Annotated in this window: 25 protein-coding genes and 2 riboswitches; of the genes, 15 read left to right on the top strand and 10 right to left on the bottom strand. The window is 72.6% G+C overall.

All coding sequences use genetic code 11. The annotated features are described in order from the left end of the window. Window positions 1-163 precede the first annotated feature (163 nt). A riboswitch (glycine riboswitch) is annotated at window positions 164-258 on the top strand. Next, window positions 259-368, top strand: a riboswitch (glycine riboswitch). Window positions 369-429: 61 nt separating this feature from the next. Together gcvP and D0T12_RS26425 are read left to right on the top strand one after the other, a co-directional pair. Beyond that, window positions 430-3,300 carry an aminomethyl-transferring glycine dehydrogenase gene (gene gcvP, locus D0T12_RS26430; protein WP_117402628.1) on the top strand — a complete coding sequence of 957 codons (2,871 nt, stop codon included), beginning with the start codon at window positions 430-432 and terminating at the stop codon, window positions 3,298-3,300. 154 nt (window positions 3,301-3,454) lie between these two features. Next, window positions 3,455-4,561 carry a tetratricopeptide repeat protein gene (locus tag D0T12_RS26425; protein WP_117402626.1) on the top strand — a complete coding sequence of 369 codons (1,107 nt, stop codon included), beginning with the start codon at window positions 3,455-3,457 and terminating at the stop codon, window positions 4,559-4,561. Between the two features lie 44 nt (window positions 4,562-4,605). On the opposite strand, the gene D0T12_RS26420 is transcribed toward D0T12_RS26425, so the two are convergent. Beyond that, window positions 4,606-5,031 (bottom strand): PPOX class F420-dependent oxidoreductase, encoded by a 426-nt coding sequence (locus D0T12_RS26420; protein ID WP_117402624.1) that lies wholly within the window; start codon window positions 5,029-5,031, stop codon window positions 4,606-4,608. Window positions 5,032-5,097: 66 nt separating this feature from the next. Here D0T12_RS26420 and D0T12_RS26415 point away from each other — a divergent pair, with 66 nt between their 5' ends. After that, entirely contained in the window at window positions 5,098-5,748 is a 651-nt protein-coding gene (locus D0T12_RS26415) for an alpha/beta hydrolase family protein (protein WP_233526299.1), read from the top strand. A gap of 121 nt (window positions 5,749-5,869) precedes the next feature. On the opposite strand, the gene D0T12_RS26410 is transcribed toward D0T12_RS26415, so the two are convergent. Continuing rightward, window positions 5,870-6,073 carry a DUF5999 family protein gene (locus D0T12_RS26410; protein ID WP_117402622.1) on the bottom strand — a complete coding sequence of 68 codons (204 nt, stop codon included), beginning with the start codon at window positions 6,071-6,073 and terminating at the stop codon, window positions 5,870-5,872. 276 nt (window positions 6,074-6,349) lie between these two features. Here D0T12_RS26410 and D0T12_RS26405 point away from each other — a divergent pair, with 276 nt between their 5' ends. The 3 genes from D0T12_RS26405 to D0T12_RS26395 all read left to right on the top strand — a co-directional run bounded on the left by D0T12_RS26405 (window position 6,350) and on the right by D0T12_RS26395 (window position 9,287). Then, window positions 6,350-7,093, top strand: a complete 744-nt coding sequence (locus D0T12_RS26405) for a (Fe-S)-binding protein (RefSeq protein WP_117402620.1) — start codon at window positions 6,350-6,352, stop codon at window positions 7,091-7,093. 80 nt (window positions 7,094-7,173) lie between these two features. Next, window positions 7,174-8,622, top strand: a complete 1,449-nt coding sequence (locus tag D0T12_RS26400) for a lactate utilization protein B (protein ID WP_117402993.1) — start codon at window positions 7,174-7,176, stop codon at window positions 8,620-8,622. Further along, on the top strand, window positions 8,619-9,287 hold the full coding sequence (locus D0T12_RS26395; protein ID WP_117402991.1) for a LutC/YkgG family protein: 669 nt from the start codon (window positions 8,619-8,621) through the stop codon (window positions 9,285-9,287). The genes D0T12_RS26400 and D0T12_RS26395 overlap by 4 nt, the downstream gene beginning before the upstream one ends. Before the next feature lie 19 nt (window positions 9,288-9,306). Here D0T12_RS26395 and D0T12_RS26390 read toward each other — a convergent pair whose 3' ends face one another. Continuing rightward, window positions 9,307-9,873: a TetR/AcrR family transcriptional regulator gene (locus D0T12_RS26390; RefSeq protein ID WP_117402618.1), complete on the bottom strand. Its 567-nt coding sequence runs from the start codon at window positions 9,871-9,873 to the stop codon at window positions 9,307-9,309. A gap of 112 nt (window positions 9,874-9,985) precedes the next feature. Between D0T12_RS26390 and D0T12_RS37090 the strand changes: the two genes are divergently transcribed. The 3 genes from D0T12_RS37090 to D0T12_RS26375 all read left to right on the top strand — a co-directional run bounded on the left by D0T12_RS37090 (window position 9,986) and on the right by D0T12_RS26375 (window position 11,715). Next, window positions 9,986-10,402: a plectin gene (locus tag D0T12_RS37090; protein ID WP_117402616.1), complete on the top strand. Its 417-nt coding sequence runs from the start codon at window positions 9,986-9,988 to the stop codon at window positions 10,400-10,402. A gap of 258 nt (window positions 10,403-10,660) precedes the next feature. Then, on the top strand, window positions 10,661-11,425 hold the full coding sequence (locus tag D0T12_RS26380) for a maleylpyruvate isomerase N-terminal domain-containing protein (RefSeq protein ID WP_117402615.1): 765 nt from the start codon (window positions 10,661-10,663) through the stop codon (window positions 11,423-11,425). Between the two features lie 41 nt (window positions 11,426-11,466). After that, on the top strand, window positions 11,467-11,715 hold the full coding sequence (locus D0T12_RS26375; protein ID WP_117402613.1) for a hypothetical protein: 249 nt from the start codon (window positions 11,467-11,469) through the stop codon (window positions 11,713-11,715). Window positions 11,716-11,842: 127 nt separating this feature from the next. Here D0T12_RS26375 and D0T12_RS26370 read toward each other — a convergent pair whose 3' ends face one another. Further along, complete coding sequence (locus D0T12_RS26370; RefSeq protein ID WP_117402611.1) at window positions 11,843-12,349, bottom strand: NUDIX domain-containing protein; 507 nt, start codon at window positions 12,347-12,349, stop codon at window positions 11,843-11,845. 424 nt (window positions 12,350-12,773) lie between these two features. Between D0T12_RS26370 and D0T12_RS26365 the strand changes: the two genes are divergently transcribed. After that, on the top strand, window positions 12,774-13,940 hold the full coding sequence (locus D0T12_RS26365; protein ID WP_233526298.1) for an esterase-like activity of phytase family protein: 1,167 nt from the start codon (window positions 12,774-12,776) through the stop codon (window positions 13,938-13,940). A gap of 82 nt (window positions 13,941-14,022) precedes the next feature. On the opposite strand, the gene D0T12_RS26360 is transcribed toward D0T12_RS26365, so the two are convergent. Both D0T12_RS26360 and D0T12_RS26355 read right to left on the bottom strand, forming a co-directional pair. Continuing rightward, on the bottom strand, window positions 14,023-15,438 hold the full coding sequence (locus D0T12_RS26360; protein WP_117402609.1) for an RNA polymerase sigma factor: 1,416 nt from the start codon (window positions 15,436-15,438) through the stop codon (window positions 14,023-14,025). Window positions 15,439-15,686: 248 nt separating this feature from the next. Then, window positions 15,687-16,880 carry an AMP-binding protein gene (locus D0T12_RS26355; protein WP_117402607.1) on the bottom strand — a complete coding sequence of 398 codons (1,194 nt, stop codon included), beginning with the start codon at window positions 16,878-16,880 and terminating at the stop codon, window positions 15,687-15,689. Window positions 16,881-17,000: 120 nt separating this feature from the next. On the opposite strand from D0T12_RS26355, the gene D0T12_RS26350 reads away from it, so the two are divergent. The 3 genes from D0T12_RS26350 (at window position 17,001) to menD (ending at window position 20,582) form a co-directional block, all read left to right on the top strand. Continuing rightward, a complete protein-coding gene (locus D0T12_RS26350; RefSeq protein WP_117402987.1) occupies window positions 17,001-17,900 on the top strand; it encodes a 1,4-dihydroxy-2-naphthoyl-CoA synthase in 900 nt (299 codons plus the stop codon). An 85-nt stretch (window positions 17,901-17,985) separates the two neighbouring features. Next, entirely contained in the window at window positions 17,986-18,918 is a 933-nt protein-coding gene (locus D0T12_RS26345; RefSeq protein WP_233526297.1) for an o-succinylbenzoate synthase, read from the top strand. Continuing rightward, the gene (gene menD, locus D0T12_RS26340; RefSeq protein WP_117402603.1) at window positions 18,915-20,582 is read left to right on the top strand and encodes a 2-succinyl-5-enolpyruvyl-6-hydroxy-3-cyclohexene-1-carboxylic-acid synthase; all 1,668 of its coding nucleotides are present in this window, start codon (window positions 18,915-18,917) and stop codon (window positions 20,580-20,582) included. Before D0T12_RS26345 ends, menD begins: the two co-directional genes overlap by 4 nt. Window positions 20,583-20,701: 119 nt before the next feature. On the opposite strand, the gene D0T12_RS26335 is transcribed toward menD, so the two are convergent. Beyond that, window positions 20,702-21,499 (bottom strand): tyrosine-protein phosphatase, encoded by a 798-nt coding sequence (locus D0T12_RS26335; RefSeq protein WP_117402601.1) that lies wholly within the window; start codon window positions 21,497-21,499, stop codon window positions 20,702-20,704. Window positions 21,500-21,717: 218 nt separating this feature from the next. Here D0T12_RS26335 and D0T12_RS26330 point away from each other — a divergent pair, with 218 nt between their 5' ends. Together D0T12_RS26330 and D0T12_RS26325 are read left to right on the top strand one after the other, a co-directional pair. Then, a complete protein-coding gene (locus D0T12_RS26330) occupies window positions 21,718-22,770 on the top strand; it encodes a fatty acid desaturase family protein (RefSeq protein ID WP_117402599.1) in 1,053 nt (350 codons plus the stop codon). Between the two features lie 44 nt (window positions 22,771-22,814). Further along, window positions 22,815-23,630, top strand: a complete 816-nt coding sequence (locus D0T12_RS26325; RefSeq protein WP_117402985.1) for an Fpg/Nei family DNA glycosylase — start codon at window positions 22,815-22,817, stop codon at window positions 23,628-23,630. Between the two features lie 39 nt (window positions 23,631-23,669). Here D0T12_RS26325 and D0T12_RS26320 read toward each other — a convergent pair whose 3' ends face one another. The 3 genes from D0T12_RS26320 to D0T12_RS26310 form a co-directional block, all read right to left on the bottom strand. Continuing rightward, window positions 23,670-24,896, bottom strand: a complete 1,227-nt coding sequence (locus D0T12_RS26320; protein WP_117402598.1) for a cation:proton antiporter — start codon at window positions 24,894-24,896, stop codon at window positions 23,670-23,672. Window positions 24,897-24,901: 5 nt separating this feature from the next. After that, entirely contained in the window at window positions 24,902-25,384 is a 483-nt protein-coding gene (locus D0T12_RS26315; protein ID WP_117402596.1) for a cation:proton antiporter regulatory subunit, read from the bottom strand. A gap of 63 nt (window positions 25,385-25,447) precedes the next feature. Then, the gene (locus D0T12_RS26310) at window positions 25,448-26,698 is read right to left on the bottom strand and encodes an isochorismate synthase (protein ID WP_117402594.1); all 1,251 of its coding nucleotides are present in this window, start codon (window positions 26,696-26,698) and stop codon (window positions 25,448-25,450) included.

The raw sequence follows: 26,698 nt of genomic DNA, 5'->3' as shown, positions 1-26,698 counted from the left end.
AGTTCCATCTCCGTCCCGCGTCGCCCGAGGCTCGTTCCGTCCCAGGTGGGAATGCACATCGTAGTGGCTGGTACCCCGGTCGGCGCGGCGGCCCCGGCCCGGTGGCGGGGCGAGGCGATCACGAGATCGGTTCATTGGGTAGGGTTTGTCCAGGACATGCCGTCGACCCTGTGCGGGAGAGATCCCACGCCGCCAGCGTGGGACGCCGAAGGGGCAACCTCCCCGGAACCTCTCAGGCAAAAGGACCGCTCGGGCGAGGCGCCTCTGGAAAGCAGACGTCGCTTCCCGCGCCGCGGGACGGCGCTCACCGAAGGGGAAATCCCGCGACGCGGGGGAAGCTCTCAGGTGCCGATGACAGAGGGGGAGACCGGCCGCCGGCTCGCGCCCGGCGGCGCACCCTGAGCGACCGCAGCAGCCAGGAGGCTCTCCATGACCGCCCAGTTCTTCGCCCCCGTGGCCGCGCCCCAGCATCCCCGCGCCGTGTTCGCGGACCGGCACATCGGCCCGTCCCCCGACGACCAGGCGCGGATGCTGGCCGCGATCGGCTACTCCGGCGTCGAGGCGCTGATCGACGACGCGGTCCCCGCCGCGATCCGCACCTCCCGGCCGCTGGACCTGCCGCCCGCGCTGAGCGAGTCCGCCGCGCTGGACCGCCTCCGCGAGCTCGCCGCCCGCAACACCGTCCACACCTCGATGATCGGGCTCGGCTACTCCGGCACGATCACCCCCGGTGTGATCATGCGGAACGTTCTGGAGAACCCCGGCTGGTACACCGCCTACACGCCCTACCAGCCGGAGATCTCCCAGGGCCGGTTGGAGGCCCTGCTCAACTTCCAGACCGTCGTCGCCGACCTGACCGGGCTGCCGGTCGCGAACGCGTCCATGCTGGACGAGGCGACCGCCGCCGCCGAGGCCATGGCCCTCGCGCACCGCGTGTCGAAGAGCAAGGATCCCGGAACGTTCCTCGTCGACGCCGACGTGCTCCCGCAGACGATCGAGGTCGTCAGGACGCGGGCCGTCCCGCTCGGCATCGAGGTCGTCGTCGCGGACCTGTCCGGCGGGCTGCCCGACGGCGACGTCTTCGGGGTGCTGTTGCAGTATCCGGGGGCGTCGGGGGCCGTCCGCGACCTGGAACCCGTCATCGCGCGGGCGCACGACCGCGGCGCGCTGGCGGTCGTCGCCGCCGACCTGCTCGCGCTGACGCTGCTGCGCCCGCCCGGCGAGTCCGGCTTCGACATCGCCGTGGGCTCCGCGCAGCGGTTCGGCGTCCCGTACGGCTTCGGCGGCCCGCACGCCGGGTACATGGCGGTCCGCGAGGACATCCGGCGGCAGTTGCCCGGACGGCTCGTCGGCGTGTCCGTCGACGCCGACGGCGCCACCGCCCACCGGCTGGCGTTGCAGACCCGCGAGCAGCACATCCGCCGGGAGAAGGCCACCAGCAACATCTGTACCGCGCAGGTCCTCCTCGCCGTGATGGCCGGCATGTACGCGGTCTACCACGGCCCCGAGGGGCTCGCCGCGATCGCGCAGCGGACGCACCGCCGTGCCGCCGAGATCGCCGCGGGGCTCCGCGCGGGCGGGGTGGAGGTCGTCCACGACGCGTTCTTCGACACGGTCCTCGCCCGCGTCCCCGGACGGGCCGCCCAGGTGGTGGCCGCGGCCCTCGACCACGGCGTCAACCTGCGACCCGTGGACGCCGACCACGTCGGGATCGCCTGCGACGAGACGACACTGCCCGACCACGTCACCGCCGTCCTCACGGCCTTCGGCGTCCAGGCGGCCCCCGACACGAGTGAGGCCGTCCCGGACGAGCTGCGCCGCGAGAGCCCCTACCTGACCCACCCGGTGTTCCACGCGTACCACTCCGAGACCGCGATGCTGCGTTACCTGCGCAGGCTCCAGGACAAGGACGTCGCGCTCGACCGTTCGATGATCCCGCTCGGGTCGTGCACGATGAAGCTGAACGCCACCGCGGAGATGGAGCCGATCACCTGGCCGGAGTTCGCGAACATCCACCCGTTCGCGCCCGTCGAGCAGGCAGCCGGATACCTGGAGTTGATCGGCGAACTGGAGGCCGCGCTCGCCGAGATCACCGGATACGCGAAGGTGTCGGTGCAACCGAACGCGGGGTCGCAGGGCGAACTGGCCGGCCTGCTCGCCATCCGCGGCTACCACGCCTCGCGCGGCGAGGAGCACCGGGACGTGTGCCTGATCCCGTCGTCCGCGCACGGCACCAACGCGGCCAGCGCCGTCATGGCCGGGATGCGCGTCGTGGTCGTCGCGTGCGACGAGGGCGGCAACGTCGACGTCGACGACCTGCACGCCAAGATCGGCAAGCATGGCGACCGGCTCGCCGCGATCATGGTGACGTACCCGTCCACGCACGGCGTCTTCGAGGAGACGATCACCGACGTGTGCGCGGCCGTGCACGACGCGGGCGGCCAGGTCTACGTCGACGGCGCCAACCTCAACGCCCTGGTCGGCCTCGCCCGCCCGGGCGAGTTCGGGTCGGACGTCTCGCACCTCAACCTGCACAAGACGTTCTGCATCCCGCACGGGGGCGGCGGACCCGGCGTCGGGCCGATCGGCGTCCGGGAGCACCTGGTCCCGTTCCTGCCCAACCATCCGCTCCGCGCGGAGGCGGGACCCGGGACCGGCGTGGGCCCGATCGCCGCGGCCCCGTGGGGCTCGGCGGGCATCCTGCCGATCTCGTGGGCGTACATCGCGATGATGGGCCCGGACGGGCTGACCGCCGCGACGGAGGGCGCCATCGTCGCCGCCAACTACCTCGCCACCCGACTCGCCCCCCACTACCCGATCCTCTACACCGGCCGCAACGGCCTGGTCGCCCACGAGTGCATCGCCGACCTCCGTAAGATCACCAAGGAGACCGGGATCACCGCCGAGGACGTCGCCAAACGCCTCATCGACTACGGCTTCCACGCCCCGACCCTCGCGTTCCCGGTGGCCGGAACCCTGATGATCGAGCCCACCGAGTCCGAGGACCTCGCCGAGCTCGACCGCTTCTGCGAAGCCATGATCGAGATCCGCCGGGAGATCCAGCGGGTCGCGGACGGCGCCTACGACGCCGAGGACAACCCCCTCAAGGGCGCCCCGCACACCGCCGCCTGCCTGATCTCCGACGACTGGAAGCACCCCTACACGCGCGAGGAGGCCGCCTACCCGGTGCCCGCCGTCCGGGAGAACAAGTACTGGCCTCCCGTCCGGCGCATCGACCAGGCCTACGGCGACCGCAACCTCGTCTGCTCCTGCCCGCCGCCGGAGGCCTTCGAGGACTGAGGTTCTCCATGTGCCCGGGCCGCCGGCCCGAGCAGCGATACGATGACGCCCGGCATCGGCCGCCCGTCGGCGGCCGATGCCGGCCGTTCGCGCGCTCGCCCGCGTTCCCCGACGATGCAGGGCCTCCACGGCCCGATGAAGGGCAGAAACGCACATGGACACCTCCGACGACCCGGCGCGGTTGTGCGAGGAGGCGAGGGACCTCGCCGAGAACGGCGACCCCGAGCGGGCGGCGCGGCTGTTCGAGCGGGTCCTGGCGCTCGGTGAGACGCCCGCGCGGGCGCGGGCGGCGCTCGGGCTGGCGGTCGTCCTCGACGACGCCGGGGACGTGGAACGGGCGCGGGACGCGGACCGGACCGCGATCGCGACGGGCGACCCCGAGTACGGGCCGCGCGCCGCCTACCACCTGGCCCTCACGCACGAGCGGGCCGGGGAACGGGGTCTGGCGGCGCCCGCGTGGCGCATCGTGGTCGACTTCGGCAACCCCGCGTACCTGCCGCCCGCGCATCTGGCGCTCGCCCGGATCGCCGACGACGCGGGCGAGTTCGACGAGGCGCGCGACCACTGGGAGGCGGTGCTCGCGACGGGCGACGCCGAGTACGGCCCGCCCGCCGCGCACGACCTCGCGCAGCGGCTGCTGGAGCGCGGTGAGCCCGCGCGGGCGCAGCGCGTCCTCGCCGCCGGGCTCAAACTGATCGACCGGGACGCCGCCCCCTACGCGCACGCGCGGCTCGCCGTCGCGCTCGGCATCTCCTACCTCGACCAGGCGATCGGCTCGTTCAGCGCGGCGCTCGGCGACGAGCCGTCCGACGCCGAGGTGGGGCCGCTCGCCACCGAACTGCTGGCGCGGACGCTCCCGCTACGCGGACGCGCCGCCGAGGCGGCGGAGGTGTGGCGGCGGGGCCTGGCCGACCCGGCGACCGCCCCCCAGGTCCGGGCGCGCCTGCGCCGCGACTTCGGCGGTGACGACGACGGCGACCCTGCCGACCTGTGGTGGGAACCGGTCGTCGAACAGGCCGTCTCGGACGGGACGCTGCCCGCACTGGCCGGGGAGGCGTTCGGCGCCCTCGACCACATGTACGCGGTCCTCGCCGTCCGCGACGCCGACATCGCGGGGGAGCGCCGCCCGGGCGACGCCCACGAGGCGGTCGGCCGTGCGGTCCGGGTCCCGGACGACTACGCCTGGGGCGCCCTGCTGCGAGAAAGCTTCGCCGAACGCCTCCGCCTCGCCATGGACACCCCAGACGCCCCCGAACACTGAACAACCTGAACCACAGGGGGCCTGAACATTGGGTGGTGGCGGCGTTAGGCGGCTATGGCGCGTTCTGCGGTGACCTTGGTGATTCGGGCGCGGACGAGGTACTCGGTGGGGACGGCGTTGCGGGCTCCGAACTCCTCGGCGCGGTCGGCGCCCATGTAGCGGCCGCCGATGACCGTGGCCCAGCGGCGCATCTCGTCCAAGTCCTCGATGAGGGTCGCCTCGGCCTGGAGCGTCACGTAGGAGAACGGCGGGGTCTGGTCGTCCACGCAGAGGGACAGGCGCGGGTCGCGGGCCAGGGCGCGGCCCTTGACGCTGGTGCGGCTCGTGTTGAACAGCACGTCGTCGCCGTCCAGGACGAACCAGATCGGGGTGACGTGCGGTGTGCCGTCCTTGCGGGTGACGCCCGCCTTGCCGGTGCGGGTGCCCTCCGAAACGAACGCGCGCCACTCACTGTCGGTCATCTTCACCATGCCGCCCATTCTCCATGCCGCCGGGGCGACAACGCTGGTCAGGCGGTGGACGGCTACTGTGGGCGCATGACCGGGCGGATGGACGTCGTGACGACCCACGGGCCCGCCGAGGTGCTGCTGGACGAGCCGGGCGCCCCGGCGTTCCTGCTGGTCCTGACGCACGGGTCGAACGGGGGAGTGGAGGCGCCGGACCTGCTCGCCGTGCGGGACGCCGCGCTCGCCCTGGGCGGCGCGGTTGCGCGGGTGACGCAGCCGTTCCGGCTCGCGGGGCGCCGCGCGCCGGGCTCGGCGGCGAAGCAGGACGAGGCGTGGCTGGAGGTCATCGGAGCGCTGCGGCGGCGGTTCGGGGACGACGTCCCGCTCGTGCAGGGCGGTCGCAGCAACGGCGCCAGGGTGGCGTGCCGGACGGCGGCCGAGGCCGGCGCGGCCGGTGTCGTGGCGCTGGCGTTCCCGCTGCGCCCGCTGCGCAACCCGGACAGGACACGGGTGGACGAGCTGCGTTCGGCGGGCGTGGAGGTGCTCGTCGTCAACGGCGACCGTGACCCGTTCGGGGTGCCGGATGCCGCGGACGCGGCGGAGGTCGCGGTGCTGGCGGGGGAGCGGCACGACCTGAAACGCGATCCCGCAGCGGTCGGGAGCGCGGCGGAACCGTGGTTGCGACGGTGGGCGGGGTCGCGGGGTCGGGCGGCCCGCCCCGTGCGGACGGGCGGCCCGTAGAGGTCGTGTCGGCGGTCCGGTCGCGGTTCCGGGCCCGGGAACGGGCCCGGAGGTTCAAGGGCAGGTGAGCCGTGCCCCCGAGGATGATCACCCGTTTGAACTAGTCCCCCGTGGGAGCCGTTCAGGCGGCGGACGGAGCCAGCGGATCCGTCGGCCGGTGCGGTGCGATGATTCCCCCGTCGGGCAGCAGCTCACCGGTGTCCTCGAACAGCACGACGCCGTTGCACAGCAGGCTCCATCCCTGTTCGGGATGGGAGGCCAGCGTCCGGGCGGCGTCGCGGTCGGGTGCGTCGTGCGAGGGACAAGGTGGCTGGTGCGGGCACATTGTGTGCCTCCGGTTCAACTACTGGTCGGTCGTGGTGCTTTCCTTTTTGGACGCCTCTCAGTGTGGAACGGTTCGCACATTCCGGCCATAGCCCGTTGGGACGGTTGTCCGTTGGTACCGGAGTACCGGGGAGCTGTGACCCGTCTCACTCGGAGGTGCCAGACCCAGCGTTTCCGTTCCGGGATAACGGAGGGAGAACGACACGCCGTCGGCGCGTGAAACCCCTACGATGTTCGGCGGGAACGGCCTTGGCGAGGCGTGGGGGGAGTGAGGCCGGTGCGGGTCGCGCTGTCCGTCGCCTGTTTCGATGACGCGCTGTTCCCCGGTACCGGCAAGGCGGTGACCGTGCTGCTGGAACGACTCGGGCACGAGGTCGTGTACCCGCCGGCGCAGACCTGCTGCGGGCAGGTCCACTGGACCACCGGCTACCACCGCGAGGCCGCCGACCTGGCCCGCGCCTACACGGCGGTGTTCGAGGGCGCGGTGCGCGACGGCGCCGAGGTCGTCGTGGCGGCGTCGGCGTCGTGCGCGGCGACCGTCCGCGCCGCCTACCCGCGGATCGCGCGGACCGCCAGGGACCCGGGCCTCGCCCGCGCCGCCGAGGGGCTCGCCGTCCACGAACTGACGGAGTTCCTCGTGGACGTCTTAGGCGTCACCGATGTCGGCGCGTACTTCCCGCACCGGGTCACCTACCACCCGTCGTGCCAGTCCGCGCGCACGCTCGGCGTCGCCGACCGGCCGTTGCGGCTGCTGCGCGCCGTCCGGGGCCTCGACCTGGTGGAACTGCCCGCGGCGGGGGAGTGCTGCGGCTTCGGGGGCGCGTTCGCGATGAAGAACTCCGACGTGTCGGTCGCGATGGTGGCCGACAAGGTCCGGCACATCCGCGACACGGGGGCCGACGTGGTCTGCGCGATCGACAACTCGTGTCTGGCGCACATCGGCGGCGCGCTGTCCCGGCTGCGCGGCGGCGTCCGGACCCTGCACCTGGCGGAGATCCTCGCCGAGACGGGGCCGGCGTGACGGCCTCCTCCCCGCGGACGACGCCCTCCTTCCCGCGGACGAGCCCGCCCACCGCGGTGGGCGGGGCGGTTCCGCTGCCGATGCCGAAGTTCGCCGCCGCCGCCCGGTCCGCGCTGGCCGACACCGGCCAGCGCCGCAGTCTGCGCGTCGCGGTCGCGGCGGCGCGGGAACGCGAGGCGGCCGCGGCCGCCGAGCTTTCCGACTGGGACGAGTTGCGCGAGACCGGCCGCGCCGTCGGGGACGCGACGCTGCTCGACCTCGACGCGCACCTGGAGACGTTGGAACGCGCCGTCACCGAGGCGGGCGGCACCGTCCACTGGGCCGCGGACGCCGACGAGGCCCGCGCCATCGTGACCGGGCTGGTGCGGGCGGCCGGCGCGGACGAGGTCGTCAAGGCCTCGTCCGCGACCCTCAGGGAGATCGGGCTCACCGACGCGCTGGCGGACGCGGGCGTGACCGTCCACGAGACCGCGCTGGCCGATCTGGTCGTGCGGCTCGGCGACGACGAGCCGTCGCACCTGCTGTCGCCCGCGCTGCACCGCGACCGCGCGGAGATCAGGGAACTGTTCCTGCGAAACATGATCATGTCGGCGCCGCCGGCGGACGCCGACTCCGGGAGCGAGGCGGGGGACGGGACGGCGTCCGACGACCCCGCCGCGTTGGCCGCCGCCGCCCGCGCCCACCTGCGCGAGCGGTTCCTGCGCGCCCGCGTCGGCGTCACCGGCGCGAACTTCCTCGTCGCCGAGACCGGGACGCTCGTGGTGCTGGAGTCGGAGGGCAACGCGCGAATGTGCGCCACCCTCCCCGACACGCTGATCACCGTCGCCGGAATCGACAAGGTCGTCCCGACATGGGCCGACATGGAGGTTTTCCTCCAACTCTTGCCGCGTTCGTCATCCGGTGACCGTATGACCCCGTATGTCGCGTCCTGGTCGGGGGTGACGCCGGGGGACGGCCCCCGCGCGTTCCATCTCGTCCTGCTCGACAACGGCCGCACCAGGGCCCTCGCCGACGAGGTCGGGCGCGCCGCGCTGCGCTGCGTCCGCTGCTCGGCCTGCATGAACGTCTGTCCCGTCTACGAGCGGACCGGCGGCCGGGCGTACGGCCCGGTCCATCCGGGGCCGATCGGCGCGATCCTCACCCCGCAGCTGCGCGGCGTGGACGGCGCGGCGGAGGCGTCCCTGCCGTACGCGTCGACGCTCTGCGGCGCCTGCGCCGACGTCTGCCCGGTGAAGATCGACATTCCGGAGGTGCTGGTGCACCTGCGCGGCCTGGTGGTCGAGTCGCGGCGCCGCCGTCCCGTCCCGACGCCGGAGCTGGCGCTGATGCGCGGGCTGGCGTGGACGATGGCCGACCCGCGCCGCCACGAGACCGCGCTGCGGCGCGGCACCCGGTGGGCGCGGCTGCTGTCGCGCGGCGGCCGGATCCGGCGCCTGCCGGGCCTGCTCGGGAAGTGGACGGAGGCGCGCGACCTGCCCGCGCCGCCGGCGGAGAGCTTCCGCGCCTGGTGGACGCGGAGCCGGACATGACCTCCGCGGGCGGGCCGGTCGGCGCGGGGTCGCGGGCGGAGGTGCTGCGGCGGGTCCGGGAGGCGCTCGGCGGGGCGCGCGGCCCGCGCCCGCCGGTACCGCGCCGCTACGCGCGCCGGCTCACCGACGCCGAGGCCGGGACCAGAGCGGACGTCCTGGCGCTGTTCACCGAGCGGGTCGCCGACAACCGCGCCGCGGTGCGGCATGTGAGCGCCGACGAGCTGGGCACGGCCGTCGCCGCCGCGCTGTGGGGGCGGGAGGCCCGGCAGATCGTCGTCCCGGCCGACCTGCCGTTCGGATGGCTCGCGGAGCTGGACGGCGTCCGCGCGCTGGCCGACGCCCCGGCCGTCGACATCGGCACGCTCGCGGCCGTGGACGCCGCCGTCACCGGCTGCGCGGTCGCCGTCGCGCAGACCGGGACGATCGTCCTGGACGGGGGCCGCGCGCAGGGGCGGCGGGCGCTCACCCTCGTCCCCGGCTACCACCTGTGCGTGGTGCACGCCGACCAGATCGTGGGGACGGTCCCGGAGGCGGTCGAGCGGCTCGACCCGGCGCGTCCGCTGACGTGGATCAGCGGGCCGTCGGCGACCCACGGGATCGAGATGGTCCGGGTCGAGGGCGTGCACGGCCCCCGCCACCTGGAAGTCCTCGTCGTGGAGGACTGAGCCGGGGCCGGGCCGAGACTCAGCGCACGCCGCCGATGACGAGGTCGAGACCCGCGGCGAAGCGCGCGTTCCAGTCGGTCGCCCGGTCGGCGCCGTCCTCGACGGTGCCGCGCGCCTCCAGCGCGGCGTGGCCGATGACGTAGCCGAGCAGGGTGTGGGCGGCGACGGCGGCGGTGTCCTCGGGGACGCCGCCGCGGCGGAGCACCTCCCGCAGCGAGGCGACGGTGGTGGTGAGCGCGGCCGGGTTACGGCGGGTGACGACCAGGGGGAGGACGCCCGCGTGGGTCAGCAGCCGCGTCCGGTAGTCGGTGGCCCAGGCGCGCAGCACGTCCCGCCAGGCGCCCTGGGCCGCGGTGTCGGCGGGCGCGGAGGCGACGTGCGCGACGAGCCCGTCGAGGAGCTGTTCCTTGCCGCGGGGGAGGTGATGGTAGATCGCCATCGCCTCGACCTCCAGGGCGTCGCCGAGCCTGCGCATGGTGAGCCGGGCGAGGCCCTGGCCGTCGACGATCCGCAGGGCCGCCTCGATGATCCGCTCGGTGGACAGGGGCGCGCGATGCTGGGCGTTGATGCTCGGTTGGCGAACCATGACCCGACCTTACTACGTAAAGGGCGGTGGCGGGGTGTCCGCCGTCACGACACGCCGACGGCCCGCGTACGCTTTCCTGGACCGAACACTGTCGAGGGCCGAGGAGTGACCGATGCCGCTGGGCCGCCGGGTGAGCAAGGACGTCGCGGAGCCGTACGAGGCCGACCAGCGGCTGGCCGCCGAGTACGAGGACCGGCTGGCAGCCGCCGGGGCGGCGGAGCGTGCGCTGCGGGACGCGCAGGGCGCCGACACGCCCGAGTCGGAATTGCGGGCGCTGACGGTCGCGTTCGACCGGGCGATGACGGACGTGCTCGCCGCCGCCGAGGCGGCCGAGCGGGTCGCGATGGGCCCGCAGGTGTACTCGGTCGAGACGCAGGACGCCAAGACGCGCCGGGCCGCGGAGATCGCCTACCGCAAGGCCAAGGCGCGGCCGAACGTGCGGCCGTGGACCGACGAGGTCGACCGGCTGCGCACCGCGCGGGAGGCGCACCGGCTCAGCTACCGCACGCGGCCGACCGCGATCGCCTGAGCCGCGGTACGGCATGCCGGGGGCGTGCCGTCCGGCGGGCGACCGGGGATGTCGCCCGGAGGTGTCCGAGGTGTGGTCCGACGTGTGACGACACAGCGTCACGGGTGGCACGGGCCGCCGAACTTTGAGAGTCTGCCCTCTCGGGGAACGCCGGGGCGCTCGCGCCGCAGGTCGCAGGCCTGGACGGCGCGGGGCGGGGTCACGGCGGGGAGGGCACGCTGCGCAGCAACTTGTGCTCTGGACGCGGGGGGAAGTCACGTGGAGCGCACGCCGCCGGACCGGTGCCGTGTACTGGAGTGCTACCAGGACGGGGTGCGGGCGATCCGGGAACTGGCGGAGCGGGTCGGCGACTGGGAGGCGCCGACTCCCTGCGCCGACTGGCGGTTGATCGACCTCGCCGGGCATCTGCGCTGCGTCGCGGAGAACTATCTGGAGTACCTGCAGGACGCTCCCGACAGTCGCCTGGCGAAGCTGTTCGCGCGGGACGCGGCGACGGCGGTGCTGATCAGGCAGCAGGCGCGGCAGAACGCGGCGGAGTTGGCGGTGCTGCCGCCGGAGCCGGGCCCGGACCGGATCATGGCGTTCGGGGTGTCGGCCGGGGCGTACGCGGACCTGATGCCGGACATGTGGGACCGCACGCATCTGATCTACCGGGGCACCAAGTACACGGTCGGGGACCACGCGGGCGCGGCGTGCGTGGAGTGGCATCTGCACGCCTGGGACATGGCCCGCGCCGTGGGGGCACGGTACCGGCCGCGGGATCCGGACCTGCTGGTGTCGGCGTGGCACTGGGGGGTCCCGCATCTGCCGCTGGCGTCGGGGGACGCGTGGGAGTCGGTGCTGCGCTCCTCGGGCCGGTCGCCGCACTGGCCGGGCCCCGACACGGGACCCGGTGGCCGGACGCGGAGTCGGCGGGGCGGTGTTTCGCCGCCGTGTGAGCGGTCATACGCCCCAGACGACTCCGCCGCGCGGCGCGTACCGCCGGCCGTGCGCCGGAAGGTAGACCCGGGCACGCCCGGGTAGTCAGTGTTGTACGGGGCGGCGGGGGAACGGAGACAGGACCGATGGCGACGTGCGAAGTCTGCGGCAATGAGTACGACATGACGTTCGAGGTGCACGCGCAGGGCGAGGTGCACACGTTCGACTCGTTCGAGTGCGCGGTGACCCGGATGGCGCCCGTCTGTGAGCACTGCGGGTGCCGAATCATGGGCCACGGCGTGGACGTGGACGGACACTGGTACTGCTGTGCCCACTGCGCCCGCGCCGTCGACCCGGAGCGCGGACGCCAGGCCAGGGACGCCGTACTCGCGTAAACCGTGCTCACGTGAGAACCGTGCTCGGGCAAGTCTGTGCTTGGTCTAGTCTGTGCTCGCGTAAGTCTGTGCAGTCTGTGTCGCGTCGATCGTGCTGTGTGGGGGCCGTGCTCGTGGCGGGTGCCGTTCAGGCGTGGGCCGCGGAGAGGCCGTTGCCGAACGGCCGTTCACGGCCGTCCTCCAGGTAGACGGCGCGGCCCGCGGCCATGGCGCGCAGGCTCGGGTCCATCCGGCGCGCCACGTGCGGGGGCGCCAGTTCGGGAATCTTCTCGGGAGCGACGAGGATGTGGTCCGACAGTTCGTCGGGCGGCAGCCGGATCGCGGCGATCTCCTCCCCGGTGATGGTGCCGCCGAAGACGAACACGTTGACGGCGTCGACGCCGTCCGCGCGTGGCGGACCCCAGTCGACGCAGGCCAGGCCGTGCAGGCGGGGGACGAGGCCGATCTCCTCCTCGCATTCGCGCACGCACGCCGCCAGGGGGGACTCGTCGGCCTCGATGACCCCGCCGGGCAGGGTCCAGCCCTCGCTGTAGGTGGGTTTGACCAGTAGGACCCGCCCGAGGTCGTCCAGGAGCAGGGCCGCCGCGGCGCCGCGGGCGCGCGGCAGTGAGGCGTAGTAAGCAAGGTCGGGCATGTACCGAGGTTAGGCGCGATCATGGCCTCATGATCCGGTGCGGATTCCGGCCGGGGCCGCATCCGTCCACGAGATCGCCGGGACGCCGCGAATCCGTTCGACATTCAAATAAAAGGCGACGAAAGGGGCATTCCGGGGGTCGACAACGCTTGACACGCGATCGTCAAGGGTGCCCGCCCCGTCCCGGCGCCGCACCCCGGCGCGCGCCTCCGACCTGGGGAGACTCCGGAGGTGAACGCCGTTCAACGTTCGGGTGACCACGAAGGCGCGGTGTTGGAACGCGCCCGAGCGGGCGGCGTGGTCGTCCGGTGGCCATCCCAACCTCGATTACATGGAAAAGTGACCCGATCACCCATCGTGATGCTGAATACTGACTCTGCTACACAGCGAGTCGGTTTCGATCCGGAGGGTGATGATGGTCAAGGTGAGTGTGCGGCGGGCGGCGTGGCGGGCGGCCGCCGCGGTGGTCCTCATGGCGACGTCGGTGGGCTCGGCCGCGCCGGCCGTCGCGGAGCGGGCGGACGCCGAGGCGGGTCTGCGGATCACGCGGTTCCTGGGGGAGCGGACCCTGCCGCACCTGATGAAGTTCCAGGGCACCACGGTCGGGGGCCTGTCGGGAATCGACCGCGATCCCCGCACCGGAACCTGGTACCTCATCTCCGACGACCGGTGGCGCTACGACCCGGCCCGCTTCTACACCGGCCGCGTGGACATCGCCCCGGCCACCGGCGCCTTCACCGGCGTGACGATCACCGGTGTCGCCACGCTGACCCGGCCGGACGGCACCCCCTACCCCGGCTACGCCAAGCCGGATTCGGCCGACCCGGAGACGATCCGCTACGACCCGGGCACCCGCCGGCCCCTGTGGGGCAGCGAGGGCGACCGCCCGACCGAGTCGAAGCCCGACATCCCGCTGTCGGACCAGTTGCTCCAGTGGGCGGGAACGGACGGCCGGTACCGGGGGAGCCTGCCGCTCCCGGCCAACGTGAGGTTGACCGACACGCGCCGCGGGCCGCGCCGCAACGGCGGGTTCGAGGGTCTGACGCTCACACCGAAGGGCATCGCCGCGATGCTGGAGGCCCCACGGTACGAGGACGGGGACCCGCCGACCGTGGAGCGCGGCGCCGTGACCCGCCTCACCCTGTGGGACCGGGCCGGTCACGTCCGCGCGCAGTACGCCTATCCCGTCGAGCGGCTTCCCGCGGCCCCGAACCCCCGGGACGGCATCGCCGACAGCGGCGTGTCGGAGATCCTCGCGATCGACGCGCACCGGTTCCTGTCGCTGGAGCGGACCTGGCTCCAGGGTGTCGGGTACAAGGTGCGGCTGTACGAGTTCGACACGCGCGGCGCGACCGACGTGCTGGGCCGCGACGCCCTCGCCCCGGGCCGGCCGTACCGGCCGGTGACCAAGCGGTTCGTCGCCGATCTCGGCCGTTACGGGAGCTCGACGCAGAACCTGGAGGGGATGGGCTGGGGGCCGCGCCTGAGGTCGGGGGAGTGCACGCTGGTGGTGGCGTCCGACGACAACTTCAGCCAGGAGGAGGTCACCCAGTTCCTCGCGTTCGCCGTCCGGGGCTGCCCGTCCGGCTGACGGCGTGAAGAAGGCCTCGGAACGACGTAGGGCCCTCGGGACCGTGTCCGGTCCCGAGGGCCTCACGCGCGGATAGGTGCGGTCAGACGGCGAAGTCGAGCAGCGGACGGGCGTTGCTGGGGTGCCGCAGCTTCGACAGCGACTCCTTCTCCAGCTGCCGGATCCGCTCCCGGGTCAGCCCGAGCGCCTTGCCGATCTCGTCCAGGGTGCGGGGCGTCCCGTCGTACAGCCCGAATCGCATCGCCATGATCTTGGCTTCGCGCGGGGACAGGATGTCGAGGGTGCGGCGCAGCTGGTCGGCCATGAGCTGCCGGTCCACCAGCTCGGACGCCTCCGGGCTGTCGGTGTCCTCGATGAGGTCGCCGATGCGGGTCTCGCCGTCCTCGCCGATGGTGGAGTCCAGGCTGATCGGCTGCCGGCTGGTGCGCAGCAGCTCTCTTACCTGCTCGGGGCTCTTGTCGAGCTCGACGGCCAGCTCCTCCGGCGTGGGCTCGCGGCCGAGCCGCTGGTGCATGTCGCGCTCGACGCGGCTGAGCTTGCTCAGCATCTCCAGGACGTGCACGGGCAGCCGGATCGTGCGGGCCGAGTCGGCGAAGCCGCGCTGGATCGCCTGCCGGATCCACCACATCGCGTACGTGGAGAACTTGTAGCCCTTGGAGTAGTCGAACTTCTCCACGGCGCGGATGAGGCCGAGGTTGCCCTCCTGGACGACGTCCAGCAGCGACAGGCCGCGGTCGGAGTACTTCTTGGCGACCGACACCACGAGCCGCAGGTTGGCCTCCAGCATGTGGGCCTTGGCGCGGCGCCCGTCGGCGGCGACCCATTCCAGGTCGGCGCGCAGGGCGGGGGAGAGGTCCTCGTTCTCCAGCTTGTGCTCGGCGTACAGGCCCGCCTCGATGCGCTTGGCGAGGTCGACCTCCTGTTCGGCGGTGAGCAGCTGGCGGCGCCCGATGGCCTTGAGGTAGGTGTGCACCGAGTCGCCCATGGCGGTCGACTGGTCGTCCAGGTCGGCGCCGCCGTCGGTGTCGGCGCCCGCGGCCTCGACCTCGGTCACCTCGAACTCGTCGTCGGCGTCCGCGGCGTCCGGGCGGGGGGCGCTCTCGCCGGTGGTCTTGCGGGCGTTCTTCACGCCGCGCCCGGCGGCCGTGCTGCGCGCGCCGGTGGGCTTGCGGGTGGTCTTACCGGTGGTCCTGCGGGTGGTCCTGCGGGGGGTCCGCTCGGCGGTGCCGGGCGTGGCCTGGGCGGTGTCGCCGCCGTCGTGGTCGGCGGCCGCGGCCATCTTGCGGACGACGTCGGACTCACCGGCCAGGTTGATGCCGGCCTCGGACAGCTCGCGCAGGATGGAACGGCCCTGTGCCGGGCTGATCCCGGCGGACTCGAAGGCCCCCCTCACCTCGTCGAGCGAGAGGCGCCCTTGGGCGCGGCCACGCTTCAGGAGGTCGTCGAGTGCGGGGCTCGCCGACTCCGTGAGCGGGGTCTCTACGGCGCTTCGCGGCATGGGGACACCCCCCTCCCTTCGGTGGTGGAAGTGCGGCGCGGATTGTGTTCGCTCTTGGCGCACGCACTTAACGGAACGTCGCACGGCGGGGTCCTTGTTCCCGCCGTTCCCTGATCGGCGTTCCGCCGCGGACCGTGGAGGAGCGATCCAGGAGGTCGTGGTGCCCGGAGTGGGCGGTTTCACACCGGGCCCGTCCACCCAGAACCTTACTACGTAAAGGCCGTGGGCGTGGCGAAAATCCCTCAGGATCAACAAAAGGAAGAACGCAACCGCTCACGGTCCGGCTTCCCGGAGGCGAGCAGGGGGATGGCGTCCACCAGTTCGAGTTCGTGCGGCGCCGCGTACGCGGGCATCGTCTCGCGGACGAGGGCGCGCAGTTCCGGCAGCTTCGGGACGCCGGACGCGCCGGGGACGACGACGGCGGTGACCCGTTCACCCCATTCGGGGTCGGGGCGTCCGATCACGACGACGTCGCGGACCTTCGGATGGTGGGACAGGGCGGCGGCGACCTCGGCCGCGACGACCTTCTCCCCGCCGGTGTTGATCACGTCGTCGAGCCGGCCGCGGACGCGGAGCCGTCCGTCCTCCAGGACGCCGAGGTCCCGGGTGAGGAACCAGTCGCCGTCCCTGGCCTCGGCGGTCTCCTCCGGGCGCAGCCGGTATCCGGTGAACAGGGACGGGCCGGCGAGACGGATCCGGCCGTCGTCGCCGAGCGCGACGCGCGTGCCGGGCAGCGGCGTCCCGTCGTAGACGCAGCCGCCGCACGTCTCGCTCATGCCGTAGGTGGTGAAGACGCGGCCGCCGCGGTCGCGGGCCTCGGCGAGCAGGGCGGGTGCGGCGGCCGCGCCGCCGAGGAGGATCGCGCCGAGCCGCGACAGGTCGGCCCCCGCGTCCAGGAGGCGGCGCAGCTGCGTCGGGACGAGCGACACGTGCGGGCCTCCCATGGCGGCGGCCGTGGCGGTGGCCTCGGCGGCGGTCGTGACGGCGGCCGGGTCGAACCGGGGCAGGATGATCGGGTCGGTGCCGGCGACGAGGGCGCGGACGAGGACCTGGACGCCGGAGATGTGGCTGGTCGGCACGCAGCACAGCCACCGGTCGCCGGGCGCGGCGCCGATGCGGGTGAGGGTGCCGGTGGCGGAGTGGCGCAGCGCGGCGGCGGACAGTTCGACGAACTTGGGGGCGCCGGTGGAGCCGGACGTGGCGATCAGCACGGCGGTGTCGGGGTGGACGGGGGCGTGCCCGCCGCGGGGGCGGTACGGGGCGAGGCCGTCCGGTGTGCGGATCGCGTCGGGGGCGAGGGCGTCCAGGAGGTCGCGGAGCGCGGGCTCGGGCAGGTCGGGGGAGAGGGGGCAGAGCGCCGGGCCGCCATCGAGGGCCTCCGCCAGCGCGCGGAACAGGTGGGGGCCGGGCGGCAGCAGGGCGGCGTGCAGCGGGCGGTCCATGATCCCCCCAGGGTAGGCGACCCCGCTGAACGCGTTCAAACGTGGGGGCGATTGAATGGGGTGGAGCGCCGCGGCCCCGGCCGGGCGCGGGCCCCCGACGGAGAGGGAGACGTGGACGAGATGGTCTCGGAGCTGTTCGACGCGGACGCGTGGAAAGAGGTCGAGGGGTTCGGTTTCACCGACATCACCTACCACCGGGCCGTGGATCACGGGACGGTCCGGGTGGCGTTCGACCGGCCGGAGGTGCGGAACGCGTTCCGTCCGCACACCGTGGACGAGTTGTACCGGGCTCTGGACCACGCGCGGATGTCCAGCGATGTCGGGTGTGTGCTGTTGACGGGGAACGGGCCGTCCCCGCGGGACGGCGGGTGGGCGTTCTGTTCCGGCGGCGACCAGCGGATCCGGGGCCGGGACGGCTACCGGTACGCCGACGGTGAGACGTCCGACACCATCGACCCGGCGCGGGCGGGGCGGCTGCACATCCTGGAGGTGCAGCGGCTGATCAGGTTCATGGGCAAGCCGGTGGTGTGCGTGGTGCCGGGATGGGCGGCGGGCGGTGGGCACAGCCTGCACGTGGTGTGCGATCTGACGCTCGCCAGCCGTGAGCACGCGCGGTTCAAGCAGACCGACGCGGACGTGGCGAGTTTCGACGGCGGGTTCGGTTCGGCGTATCTGGCGCGGCAGGTCGGGCAGAAGTTCGCCCGTGAGATCTTCTTCCTCGGTGAGACCTACGACGCGGAGGCGGCGCACCGGATGGGCATGGTCAACGCGGTCGTGCCGCACGCGGAGTTGGAGGCGACGGCGCTGGAGTGGGCGCGGAAGATCAACGCGAAGAGCCCGACGGCGCAGCGGATGCTGAAGTTCGCGTTCAACCTGGTCGATGACGGTCTTGTCGGGCAGCAGGTGTTCGCGGGTGAGGCGACGCGGCTGGCCTACGGCACGGAGGAGGCCGCCGAGGGGCGGGACTCGTTCCTGGAGAAGCGCGACCCCGATTGGTCGCGTTTCCCGTGGTACTACTAATGGTCGAACGGACGGTGTGATCCGGTAAACGGTGATTAGGCGGGCAGGTCAGGGGGTCTGACGGGTGCGGGTGTACTCCATCCCGATGCGGACGCGGTTCCGCGGTGTGACGCGGCGGGAGGGCGTGCTGATCGAGGGGCCTGCCGGGTGGGGGGAGTTCTCGCCGTTCGCCGAGTACGGTCCGGCCGAGTGCGCGCGGTGGCTGGCGGCGGCGCGGGAGGCCGCCTGGGACGGGTGGCCGGCGCCGGTCCGGGACCGGGTGCCGGTGAACGTGACGATCCCGGCGGTCGACCCGGATCGGGCGTTCGCGATGACGAAGGAGTCCGGCTGCCGCACCGCGAAGGTGAAGGTGGCCGAGCGGGGGCAGAGCGACGCCGACGACCTGGCGCGGGTGGAGGCCGTCCGGGACGCGATCGGCCCGGACGGGCGGGTCCGCGTCGACGCGAACGGGGCGTGGGACGTCGATCACGCGGCCCGGATGATCCGGTCGTTGGATCGGTGGGAGCTGGAGTACGCCGAGCAGCCGTGCGCGACGCTGGAGGAGCTGGCGCTGGTGCGGCGGCGCGTGGACGTGCCGATCGCGGCGGACGAGTCGATTCGCCGCGCCGAGGATCCGTTGCGGGTGCGGGCCGTCGAGGCCGCCGATGTGGCGGTGTTGAAGGTGCAGCCGCTCGGTGGGGTCGCGGCGGCGCTGCGGGTGGCGGAGGCGTGCGGCCTTCCGGTGGTGGTGTCCAGCGCGGTGGAGACGTCGGTGGGGTTGGCGGCGGGGGTGGCGCTGGCGGCGGCGCTGCCGGAGCTGCGGTACGCGTGCGGGCTGGGCACGCTGTCGTTGCTGGACGGCGATGTCGTCCATGATTCGTTGGTGCCGGTGTCGGGGGAGATTCCGGTGCGGCGGCCCGTGGTGGACGTGGAGGCGCTGCGCCGTTGGGAGGTGCCCGGCGACTCCGGTTGGCGTGACCGGCTGCTGGCCGCGCAGGAGCGTCTGGGGGGACCCCCGGTGATCGAGGCCGGTCCGTGAACCCGGCGACGGCGCTGGCGACCGTCCTGGTGGACGAGCTGCTTCGCTGCGGCATGACGGACGCTGTGCTGGCGCCGGGGTCGCGGTCGGCGGCGTTGGCGCTGGCGTTGCACGCGGCCGAGGAGGCGGGGCGGCTGCGGCTGCATGTGCGGATCGACGAGCGGTCGGCGTCGTTCCTCGGGCTGGGGATGGCGAAGCGGTCGGGTCGTCCGGTGGCGCTGGTGTGCACCTCGGGGACGGCGGCGGCGAACTTTCATCCGGCGGTGATCGAGGCGCACGAGTCGGGTGTGCCGCTGATCGTGATCACGGCGGATCGTCCGCCGGAGCTGCGGGACACGGGCGCGAACCAGACGATTGACCAGGTGAAGCTGTACGGGACGGCGGCGCGGTGGTCCACCGAGGTCGGTGTGCCGGAGAACCGTCCGGGGATGGTGGCGTACTGGCGGTCGTTGGTGAGCCGGGCGTGGGGTCTGGCGCAGGCGCCGGTGCCGGGTCCGGTGCATCTGAACGCGGCGTTCCGTGAGCCGTTGATCCCGGACGGTGACGAGTCGTGGTGCGAGCCGCTGGACGGTGACGTCACCGGGGCGTGGACGAAGGTGCGGGCGGCGACTCCGGGGTCGGTGCTGCATGTTCCGCCGACGCGGCGGGGTGTGCTGGTGGTGGGGGACGGGGCGTCCAACGTCAAGCGGTACGTGGCGGCGGCGTCGATGGCGGGCTGGCCCGTGTTGGCGGAGCCGAACGGCAACGCCCGGTACGGCGATCACGCGTTGTCGTCGCATCATTTCCTGCTGGGGGTTCCGGAGTTCGTGGAGCGGCACCGTCCGGAGGTGGTGGTGACGCTGGGCAAGCCGGGGTTGTCGCGTCCGCTGTTGTCGTTGCTGCGCCGCGCGGAGGAGCACATCGTGCTGGCGCCTGACCTGGCGCACTGGCCGGACCCGGTCCGGTCGGCGACGCAGGTCGCGCCGGAGGTGGAGATCCCGGTGGTGTCGGGCGACGACGCGTGGTTGAAGTCGTGGCGGGCCGCGGACCTGGCGGCCGCGGCGGCGGTGGACGAGGTGCTGGACGCGGTGCCGGGGGTGAGCGAGCCGCGGCTGGCCCGTGACCTGGTGGCGGCGTTGCCGGGCGGGTCGTTGCTGTTCACGGCCGCGAGCATGCCGATCCGTGATCTGGACCAGGTGATGCGACCGCGCCGCGGCATCCGGATCATGGCGAACCGTGGTGCGAGCGGGATCGACGGCCTGGTGTCGACGGCGATCGGCGCGGCGCTGGCGCACAGTGGACGTTCGTTCGCGCTGCTGGGCGATCTGGCGTTCCTGCACGACCAGAACGGGTTGATCATCGGTCCGCGGGACCGGCGGCCGGATCTGGCGATCGTCGTGGTGAACAACCAGGGCGGGGGGATCTTCTCGCTGTTGCCGCAGGCGACGCTGGCGGGGCCGTTCGAGCGGGTCTTCGGGACGCCGCACCAGGTGGATCTGGAGGCGGTGGCGGCCGCGCACGGCGTTCCGTACCGGCTGCTGGACGCGCCGGCGGCCCTGCCGAAGGCGATGGTGGGGGAGGGGCTGCGGATCGTGGAGGCCCGCACCGACCGCCACGCGAACGCGGCTCTGCACGGGGAGATGCGCAAGGCCGCTCACGCCGCCGTCCGCGCCACACTCACCTGACCGGCGCCCCTCGCGACGCCCTTCCCCCCGGTTGTTTCAACACTTAATTTACAACGTAAAGGCCCAGGGTGGTGTCTCTACAACCCTACTTTCAAGATCAAAAAACCAACACCTGAGCCTTAACCGAGAAGCCGGGTGTGGAGCGCGTCGGTGTCGTCGGTGGTCCAGCCGTGGAGGGTGAGCCAGTTGATCGTGCCGCCGAATTCCTCGTCGACGCGGGTGAGGAACTTGTCCATGACGGCCGCGTGGGGGAGGTGGGTGTCGGCCGGGCGGGAGTTCAGGTCGGCGGCGTAGGTGTCGCTGGCGCGCAGCCGGCGCAGCACCGCGTCGAGTCGTTCGCCGGTCTGGGCATAGTCGGCGACGATCGCCTCGCGCGTGACGCCGGCAACGTCCAGGGCGAGGGCGCAGACGACGCCGGTGCGATCCTTGCCCGCGGCGCAGTGGACGAGTGAGGCGCCGTCGGTGCGGGTCATGACGCGGAGGGCGGCGACGATGGAGTCGCCGCGGTCGTTGAGGTAGCCGAGGTAGATGCCGAGTGAGCGGTCCTGCTCGGAACCGGCGTTGGAACGGTCCTGCCAGGGCATCGCCTTGTCCACGTCGACGGTGTCGGCGGTGGCGTCGGTGTGGCGGCCGCTTTCGGGGAACAGCGAGAGTTGGTGGACGGTGACGGACGGTATGCGTGTCAGGGGTCCGGGGCCTTCGAGGTGGATCTCGGCGTTGCTGCGCAGGTCGATGATGTTCTTGACGTCGTAGTCGTCGATGAGAAGCCGCACGTCGGTGACCGTGAGGTCCTGCAGGTTGTCCGCGCGCAGAATCCGGCCGCGGCGTGTGGTGCGGCCGTCGAGTGTGGGGAGTCCGCCGAGGTCGCGGGCGTTCGCCGCGCCGTCCAGCGCGATCCAGCGAGTGCCGTCGTCCATGGCGTTTGACTTTATATGGCCGTCATGTCCCGACTGTGGCGCAGGGTCCGGGTGGTGTTCTCGCGTGTCGTGGTTCCGGGGGCTGATGTGGGTGGGGCGGTGGCGGGACCTGGGAGCCAGGTGGTGGATGGCTCCGTGGCGGGTTACTGACGCGGGTTCACGCTCCGTAGTCTCTCGGGGAGTTGTCCGGTTCCCCCGCTTACGTCGATGGAGGCTTCATGGCCGTGACCCTGCCCGCTCCGCCCGTCCCGTCCGCTTCGGGGGCTGAGGGTGCCGCCCGGTCGGGTGGAAGTGATTTCGCGCCGTTGGCGCGGCGTGTGCGCGCCAGTGGTCTGTTGGAGCGTCGTCGCGGGTATTACGCGTGGGCGATCGGGGTCAATCTGGTGGCCACGGCGGCGGTGTGGGCGGCGGTCGCGTGGGCGGGGGACGGTTGGTGGACGGTCCTGCTCGGTGTTCCGTTGGCGGTGATTGCGGTCCGGACGGCGTTCCTTGGTCATGACGCGGGGCATCGGCAGATCGCTCGGAGCGCTCGGGCGAACCGGTGGTTGGGTTTGGTGCTGGGGAATCTGTTGTTGGGCATGGGGCACGGCTGGTGGAGTGACAAGCACAACCGGCACCATGCCAATCCGAATCATGTCGGCAAGGACCCTGATGTGGGTGAGGGTGTGCTGGCGTGGACGCAGGAGCAGGCGGGGCGGCAGCGGGGTGTGTTGCGGTGGGTGGCGCGGCATCAGGCGGTGTTGTTCTTTCCGCTGTTGGCGTTGGAGGGGGTGAATCTGAAGGTGGGCAGCCTGCTGTTCCTGCGTGGTAGGCCGCGTCGGGACCGGTTCGTGGAGGGCGGGTTGTTGTTGGTTCACGCGGTCGGGTATTTCGCGTTGGCGTTGACGTTGTTGCCGGTGGGGCAGGCGTTGGCGTTGGTGGCGGTGCAGCACGCGGTGTTCGGTGTGCATCTGGGGGCGGTGTTCGCGCCGAATCACAAGGGGATGGCGATGCCGGAGCCGGGGGCGCGGTGGGATCATTTGCGGCGGCAGGTTCTGACGTCGCGGAATGTGCGTGGTGGGGTGGTGACGGATTGGTTGATGGGTGGGTTGAACTATCAGATCGAGCATCATCTGTTTCCGGGGATGCCGCGTTGCAATTTGCGGCGGGTGCGGCCGTTGGTGCGGGCGCATTGCGCGGAGGTGGGGGTGCCGTACGCGGAGGCGGGGTTGGTGGGGTCGTATCGGTTGGCTCTGCGGTACATGCGTGAGGTGGGGGAGCCGTTGCGGTAGGTCTGGTGGGGTGGGGGCGCGGGGTGGGGTTATGCTCCGGGGCCATGCCTGAGGGACACACGATTCATCGTTTGGCCGCCGAGCATCAGCGGATGTTCGGCGGTCGTCGTGTCGCCGCGTCGAGTCCGCAGGGGCGTTTCGCCGGTGGTGCGGGGTTGTTGGACGGTCGGGTGTTGGTGGGCGCGGACGCGTATGGCAAGCATTTGTTGCTCGGGTTCGGTGTTGACCGGGTGTTGCATGTTCATTTGGGGCTTTATGGCAGGTATGCGTTTGGGGTGGGTGAGGTTCCCGTTCCGGTGGGGGCGGTGCGGTTGCGGTTGGTGGGTGGTGCGGGGTGGGCGGATCTGCGGGGGCCGAACACGTGTGAGGTGTTGGATCCGGGTGAGGTGAAGGTGCTGCGTGATCGGTTGGGGCCCGATCCGTTGCGGGCGGACGCGGATCCGGAGGTGGCGTGGCGGCGGATCGGGCGTTCGCGGACACCGATCGCGGTGTTGTTGATGGATCAGTCGGTGGTGGCGGGGCCGGGGAACATCTACCGGGCGGAGGTGCTGTTCCGGCAGGGGATCGATCCGCGGTCGCCGGGGCGGCGGTTGACGCGGGAGCGGTGGTCGAGGGTGTGGGACGACCTGGTGGGTTTGATGGCGGAGGGTGTGCGGGTCGGGCGGATCGACACGGTGCGCGCGGAGCACACGCCGGAGGCGATGGGGCGGCCGCCGCGGGTGGACGGGCACGGTGGTGAGGTGTACGTGTACCGGCGTGCGGGGTTGCCGTGCCTGGTGTGCGGCACGGTGGTGGCGACGGTGGAGTTGGCGGGACGGAACCTGTTCTGGTGTCCGGGCTGCCAGGCTTCCTCGGGTTGAGCGGGGTGGGTTGAGCGGGGTGGGTTTGAGTGAAAGGGGTCAGGTGGGCTTGGCGGTGGGTGCGGTGGGGAGTGGGACGTCCTCGTCCGTCTGTGGGGTGGGGTGAAGTGCGCGGCGTTTGCGGAGGCGGGTGGCGAGGGGTTCGGCGCCGCGGGCGATGAGGGGTCCGGCGACGGCGAGGATGAGGACGTAGGCCGCGGCGAGGGGGCCGAGGCGGGTGTTGGTGCCGGCGTTGACGGCGAGTCCGGCGATGACGATGTTGAATTCGCCGCGGGGGACGAGGGCGGCTCCGGCGCGGAGGCGTCCGGTGGGGCCGATCTTGGCGCGTCGGGCGGCGAGCCAGCCGGTGGCGGTCTTGGTGAGGATACCGGTGACGGCGAGGATCGCGGCGATGCCGAGGACGGGGGGTAGGTCGGAGGGGTTGGTGTGGAGGCCGAAGAAGACGAAGAAGACGGCGGCGAACAGGTCGCGGAGGGGGGTGAGGAGTTTCTGTGCGGTGTGGGCGAGGGGGCCGGACAGGGCGATGCCGACGAGGAAGGCGCCGACGGCGGCGGAGACCTGGAGTTGTTGGGCGATGCCGGCGACGAGGAGGGTGAGGCCGAGGACTTTGAGGAGGAGGACTTCTTCGCTGGGTGAGGTGACGAAGCGTTCGACGAGGGTGCCGTGGCGGAGGGCGACGAAGAGGATGGCGACGATGGTGGCGGCGGCGACGGCGAGGGCGGTGGCGCCGCCGATGAGTCCGGCTCCGGCGAGGAGGGCGGTGAGGATGGGGAGGTAGGCGGCCATGGCGAGGTCTTCGAAGACCAGGACGGACAGGACGGCGGGGGTTTCGCGGTTGCCGAGCCAGCCGAGGTCGCCGATGACTTTTGCGGTGATGCCGGAGGAGGTGACGTAGGTGACGCCGGCCATGGCGAAGGCGGCGACGGGTCCCCAGCCGAGCAGGAGCGCGACGATGGCGCCGGGGGCGGCGTTGAGGGCGAGGTCGGCGAGGCCGACGGGTGCGGAGGTGCGGAGGGTGCCGACGAGTTCGTCGGCGGTGTATTCGAGGCCGAGGGTGAACAGGAGCAGGATGACGCCGACTTCGGCGCCGACGGAGACGAAGTCTTCGCTGGCGCCGAGGGGGAGGATGCCGCCGGAGCCGAAGGCGAGTCCGGCGATGAGGTAGAGGGGGATGGGGGAGATGGAGAAGCGGACGGACACGGCGCCGAGGAGGCCGAGGGCGAGGATGATGGCGCCGAGTTCGATGAGCTGGACGGCGGAGCCCATGCGGGTCAGCCGTGGGTGAGGATGTGCGCGACGGCGGCGGTGCCTTCGCCGGTGCCGACGACGACGATGATGTCGCCGGCGGTGAAGATGAAGTCGGGGCGTGGGCTGGCGTGGACGGTGCCGTCGCGGACGACGGCGACGATGGAGGCGCCGGTGCGGGTGCGGGAGCGGGTGTCGCCGAGGGGGCGTCCGTCGTAGGGGGAGCCGGGGGTGATGGGGATCTGTTCGGTGACGAGGCCTTCGACTTGGCGGTGGAGTTCGGCGAGGTGTTCGATGATGCGGCCGGTGCCGAGGAGTTCGGCGATGGTGTCGGCCTCGTCGGCGGTGAGGGCGACGGTGGCGAGGCAGGTGTCGGGGTCGACCTTGTCGTAGATGGCGAGGTCGCGGCGGCCGGTGCGGTGGGAGATGACGCCGAGTCGGCGGCCTCGTCCGGTGGTCATGATGTGCTGGAAACCGATGCCGGGCAGGGCGGTGCGTTCGACGTCCACGGTGGTCTGGTTCCTTCGGTGGTGCTGGTGTGGGGCCGAGGAAACGTTACCTGGTGGGCGTGGTCAGCTGTGCAGGGCGTCCTGCATGACGCGGAATTTGGTGTTGGCCTCGGCGAGTTCGGCGGCGGGGTCGGAGTCGGCGACGATGCCGCAGCCGGCGAAGAGGCGGGCGCGGGTGCCGTGGATGTCGGCGCAGCGTAGGGCGATGCCCCATTCGCCGTCGCCGCGGGCGTCGATCCAGCCGGTGGGTCCGGCGTAGCGGCCGCGGTTCATGCCTTCGAGTTCGCGGATGAGGTCGAGGGCGGTGGTGGTGGGGGTGCCGCAGACGGCGGGGGTGGGGTGGAGGGCGGCGACGACGTCGAGGACGGTGTGGTGGTCGGTGAGGCGGCCGTGGACGGGGGAGGCGAGGTGGGTGAGGTTGGGGAGGGTGAGGAGGGTGGGTTCGTCGGGGATGGTGAGGTCGTGGCAGAGGGGGGTGAGGGCGTCGCGGACCATGTCGGCAGCGTAGCGGTGTTCTTCGCGGTCTTTGGCGGAGGTGAACAGGCGCGCGGCGCGGGTGTGGTCGTCGGTGGTGTCGGCGCCGCGGGCGGTGGTGCCGGCGAGGACGAGGGATTCGATGTGGTCGCCGGTGCGGCGGATGAGGAGTTCGGGGGTGGCGCCGACGAGGCCGTCGCAGGAGAAGGTGTAGCAGGCGGGGTAGCGGCGGGCGAGGCGGTGGAGGAGGACGCGGGTGTCGATGGGGGTGTCGGCGTGGGCGGTGAGGTCGCGGGCGAGGACGACTTTGCCGAGGTGGCCGTGTCGGATGCGGTCGACGGCGGTGGCGACGGCGTGTTTCCAGGCGTGTTCGGGGAGCGCGCCGTCGGTCCAGTGGAGGCGGGTGGGGGTGCGCAGTGGGGTGGCGGGGGTGGGGGGTTCGGCGGTGTCGCCGATGGTGGTGAGCCAGGCGGTGCCGTCGCGGCGGCCGAGGACGCGGCGGGGGACGATGAGGACGGAGTCGGTGGTGGTGGGGTCGAAGCCGAAGGAGCCGAAGGCGACGGGTCCGGTGCCGGGGAGGGCGAGGGGGTCGTGGACGTCGGCGGTGTCGAACAGGTGGCGGAGGGCGCGTGCGGCGGCGGTGAAGCGGTCGGCGGGGAAGGGGGCGGGGGTGGCGGGGAGGGTGATGCGGGCGGCTTCGCCCCAGCCGACGATGCCGTCGCCGTGGCGGATCCAGGCGAGTGCGGTGGGGTGGGGGAGCCGGGCGATGAGGTCGCCTGGGTCGGGGACCGGGACGGTGTGGACGGTGAGGTGGTCCTGTGCGGTCGCGGCGAGCTTCAC

The organism is Actinomadura spongiicola (assembly GCF_003432485.1).
GTDB lineage: Bacteria > Actinomycetota > Actinomycetes > Streptosporangiales > Streptosporangiaceae > Spirillospora > Spirillospora spongiicola.
The sequence above is the reverse complement of the archived record's forward strand: the minus strand, read 5'-3'. Positions and strand labels throughout refer to the sequence as shown.